The sequence below is a fragment of the Hyphomonas sp. genome (genome assembly GCF_040882205.1).
Classification (GTDB): Bacteria; Pseudomonadota; Alphaproteobacteria; order Caulobacterales; family Hyphomonadaceae; genus Hyphomonas.
The window spans coordinates 1-3,806 of record NZ_JBBEBT010000190.1 but is presented as its reverse complement, the minus strand read 5'-3'; the positions used below and the strand labels follow the sequence as shown (position 1 = coordinate 3,806).

Annotated in this window: 5 protein-coding genes; 2 read left to right on the top strand and 3 right to left on the bottom strand. The window is 63.9% G+C overall.

What is annotated here, in order from left to right; genetic code table 11:
- On the top strand, positions 1-271 hold a 271-nt coding region (locus WEA77_RS07770; protein ID WP_368067298.1), incomplete at its 5' end, for an acyl-CoA dehydrogenase family protein.
- Here the strand turns inward: WEA77_RS07770 and WEA77_RS07765 are convergent.
- Positions 268-1,149: an SMP-30/gluconolactonase/LRE family protein gene (locus tag WEA77_RS07765; RefSeq protein ID WP_368067297.1), complete on the bottom strand. Its 882-nt coding sequence runs from the start codon at positions 1,147-1,149 to the stop codon at positions 268-270. The genes WEA77_RS07770 and WEA77_RS07765 overlap by 4 nt on opposite strands.
- A 35-nt stretch (positions 1,150-1,184) precedes the next feature.
- A complete protein-coding gene (locus tag WEA77_RS07760; RefSeq protein ID WP_368067295.1) occupies positions 1,185-2,063 on the bottom strand; it encodes a 2-dehydro-3-deoxygalactonokinase in 879 nt (292 codons plus the stop codon).
- 165 nt (positions 2,064-2,228) lie between these two features.
- Here WEA77_RS07760 and mazG point away from each other — a divergent pair, with 165 nt between their 5' ends.
- Positions 2,229-3,059: a nucleoside triphosphate pyrophosphohydrolase gene (mazG, locus tag WEA77_RS07755; RefSeq protein WP_368067294.1), complete on the top strand. Its 831-nt coding sequence runs from the start codon at positions 2,229-2,231 to the stop codon at positions 3,057-3,059.
- Here mazG and WEA77_RS07750 read toward each other — a convergent pair.
- On the bottom strand, positions 3,056-3,806 hold a 751-nt coding region (locus tag WEA77_RS07750), incomplete at its 5' end, for an HflX GTPase family protein (protein WP_368067293.1). The two genes, mazG and WEA77_RS07750, sit on opposite strands and share 4 nt — an antisense overlap.

The following is a 3,806-nucleotide window of genomic DNA, read 5'->3' as shown; positions in this document are numbered from 1 at the left end:
CGCTGCCCGGCTGATGGCCTATGACTGCGCCTGGAAAATCGACCAGGGCCAGGATGTCCGGTCGGAAATCTCGATGATCAAAGTCTATGCGCCGGAGATGGCCACCGAGGTGATCGATCATGCGATGCAATGCTTCGGCGCGATGGGCATGACCAAGGAAATGCCGCTGCACCTGATGGCGGGACGGATCCGGAACATGCGCATCTATGATGGCCCGAGCGAAGTTCACCGCATGGTGATCGCCCGCAACCAGATGGATACGCGGCGCTAACCCTTTCTGCCGAACGAACGCGCTGGAAGGCCGGGAACATCCACTGTGATGGCAAACAGGCTGCCCGACAGCGGGCGCGAATCGAGTTGCGGGAAACTCAGTCCCGCCCGCGAAGTCGTAATGAACAGCGTGCGCAGGTCCTCCCCCCCCAGTGCGCAGCCGGTTGGCAGCGGCGCCGCCAGCACGATCACCTGGTCGATCTGGCCATCGGGCGTGAAGCGCACAACCCGGGAGGCCCCGTGCAGGCAGGTCCACAGACCGCCTTCCTGATCGACCGTCGAGCCAAACGGCAGCCCCCCCAGTTCATGCGTAAACGCGAAGGTCCGGCGGCCAGAAACGGCGCCGGTTTCAGGGTCAAAATCGTGCGCGAGGATTTCGCACTCGGTCGAATCGCAGGTGTAGAACGTTCGGCCATCGGGTGAGAATTCGAAGGTCCGTGACACCATCACCGAAGGTAGACGGATCGGAGAAATGACCTTGTCGGGGCCGTAGCGGTAGTAATTGCCGACCGGCTCGCGCTCGGCGTCGTCCTCGGTTGCAAACCAGAAGGACCCATCCGGCGCCACGCCGCCATCACTGGTCCGATTTGTTTCAAGCTCGCCGGCGACGATGGCCAGGCGCTCGTAGACTTCGGTTGCAGGGTCGAAAAAGCCGATCTCCCTGTCAGCCGCCATCATCAGGAGACCGTCGAACAGCACGATCCGGCTGGGGCGCACCGGAAGCTCGTAGCGGCGCGTGTTGCCGGTGCGCGGATTGTAGCGGTGCAGCTTGGCGCGCCGCTGGTCGACCCACCACAGGAACCCTTCGCTGTGGCTCCACAGCGGCGACTGGCCGTTAAGGCATCCGGTGGGCGCAACACATTCAGGCGTGATGATCATCTAAGGTCGGGCTTCCTCACCTGTCTCAGCGGGCCTTAATCTTCGCCGAGCAGTCCGGCAAGATCGGCGATTTCGAACAGTCCGTCCTGCAAGGCTTCGATGGCCGAGGTTTCCTCGACATCGGCGCCAAGGGCCTCGAGCGCAAAGCCATAGGCCTCCAGCAGCGGTCCGTCCGCAACGAGGAGCACCTCGTCTCCAGGATCATAATGCGCCGCGACATCGGCGCCAATCATCAGCCCGGCCAGCGCCGCGGCCTTGTTGGCGGGCGACAGGATGCCTTGCCGGATTGCCGCCTCGACCGAAAAGACAGGTGGAGCGTCGTCGGTATCGAGGGCACGTTCGATCCAGTCCCTGAAGACTTTCATGTCAAACGCCTGCGGGCCCGGCGCCTGAAGTGACAGGGTTCCATGCGACAGCAGAAGGTCGCGAAGCTCGGCGGTGATCTCGGTCGAGAATTCCAGCAGGCGGCCGTGCTCCACCACGCAGTGCTGGGTGTGCAGTCCCGCAATGCAGATGGCGCCATTCGCCTCATCGAGGCCAAAAAGGATTGTTTCAGCACCGCAGGTCAGGTCCGGCGGCGACAGCTGCCCGATCCACGGGACGAGATGAATGGACCGGGCAGTCCCGAGATGGGCCGGAAGCTGCGAAAGCTGGAGCGGCGCCGTCAGCCGATTACCGCCGGCCTGCAGCAAGTCAGCCGATACATCCCCGCTGCCGATCACCGGCACCTGCGGAGACGCGCCCAGCCATTCAGCCAGATGGAACTGCACCCGGCCCGGCCAATCAGCATGTCCGGCCACTGCCTCTTCGCGGACCTGGACGGAAGACAGGACATCGCCCTCACCGTCGAAAGCCCAGGCGCGAAGGTGCGAGCCGGCCCATTCGAGCCCAATCAGCGCCAGCTTGTCCTTCATACCCTCACCTTGCCGGAACTGATTTCGGCCAAACATGCATTCAGAACGCTCTGACGTCCTCCGGCTGGGCGGCCATGTCAATCACCTGTCCGCCAGCGCTTGCCCGGTGGCTTGCGTGCCAGGAGCCGGCAAGGCAAGACCAGCTCTGATCAACGGGAGCCCCGCATGGCCGGCATTGAAGACAGGACCCTCGAAGCAGCCGGCGCGTTCCGCGAACTCGCGCGCATCATGGCGCGCCTTCGAGACCCGGCTGAGGGGTGCCCCTGGGACCTCGGGCAGGACTTCGCCACGATCGCGCCCTACACGATCGAGGAAGCCTACGAGGTCGCCGATGCAATCGAACGCGGCGACATGGGCGAGCTGCGGGACGAGTTGGGCGACCTGCTGTTTCAGGTGATGTTCCATAGCCGGATGGCGGAAGAAGCCGGCGCCTTCTCACTGGCCGATGTCGTGGCCGCGATCAACGAAAAGATGATCCGCCGCCATCCGCACGTCTTCGGCGAGAACCGCGACGGACGCTCCGCAGACGAACAAACCGTCGCCTGGGAGGAGGTGAAGGCCGCCGAGCGCGCAAAGAAATCCCGCGCCGATGGACAACCGAGCGCTCTCGACGGCGTGGCTCGCGCGCTACCGTCCCTGCTGCGCGCCGAGAAGCTTCAGAAGCGCGCTGCGCGCACCGGTTTCGACTGGACCGAAACGCCTCCGATCTTCGACAAGCTCGAGGAGGAGATCGCGGAGGTGAAAGAAGCCATTGCTGGCGGCGATGCAGCCGCCATCGAGGACGAAGTCGGCGATCTGCTTTTCGTTATGGCCAACCTCGCCCGCCGCCTCTCGGTCGATCCGGAACAGGCGCTGCGCAAGGCAAACGCCAAGTTCGAGCGCCGCTTCCGGGCCATGGAAACGGCCGCGACCTGCGAAGGCGTGGATTTTGCGTCGCTGTCACTCGACGCGCAGGAAGCCTATTGGCAGCGTGTGAAACAAACTGAGCGAGGCTAGATCTGAGCCTTGATCAAACCCGGAAACTCCGACTTGAACTGGCCCAGCCGCTCGACCGAAAGGCGCACGACAAGATGTGACGCGCCGTCGTCTTCGGGGCTTTCGTCAACGACATCGCCCTTCTGGTGAAGCCAGGCCCGGGCCCGTCCCTGCTCCGGCGCAAGGACAAGCTCGATTTCCTGCTGACCGCCCAGAATGGACTTTTCGATCAGATGAAGCAGCGCACCGATGCCATTGCCGGTCAGCGCGGATACCGCCACCGCAGGCGTGTCCGTTTCCGACGCGGCGAGGGTCTTCATCGCTTCCGCGCGCGCCGGCAGCATCGCATCGATCTTGTTCCAGGCTTCGATCATCGGCGGCAGCGTCAAGCCGGAACCCTTCTCGAGCCGCGCCAGCACGGTCATCACATCCGCCGCCTGCTCGATGTCTGCTTCGCTCGCCCGGTCGCGCACATGCACGAGCAAGTCGGCTTGCAGGGACTCCTCGAGCGTGGCCTGAAAGCTGTCGATCAGGTGGGTCGGCAGGTCCGATATGAACCCCACCGTATCAATCAGGGCCGCTTCCCCGAGCGAAGGAAGCTGGACCTTGCGGATCGTCGGATCGAGCGTCGCAAATGGCATGTCCCTGGCGAAGACATCGGCGCCGGTGAGCCGGTTAAACAGGGTCGACTTGCCGGAATTGGTATATCCGACCAGCGCGATCATCGGCGTACCCGTACGGCGGCGCCCAGCCCTTTGCACGGCGCGT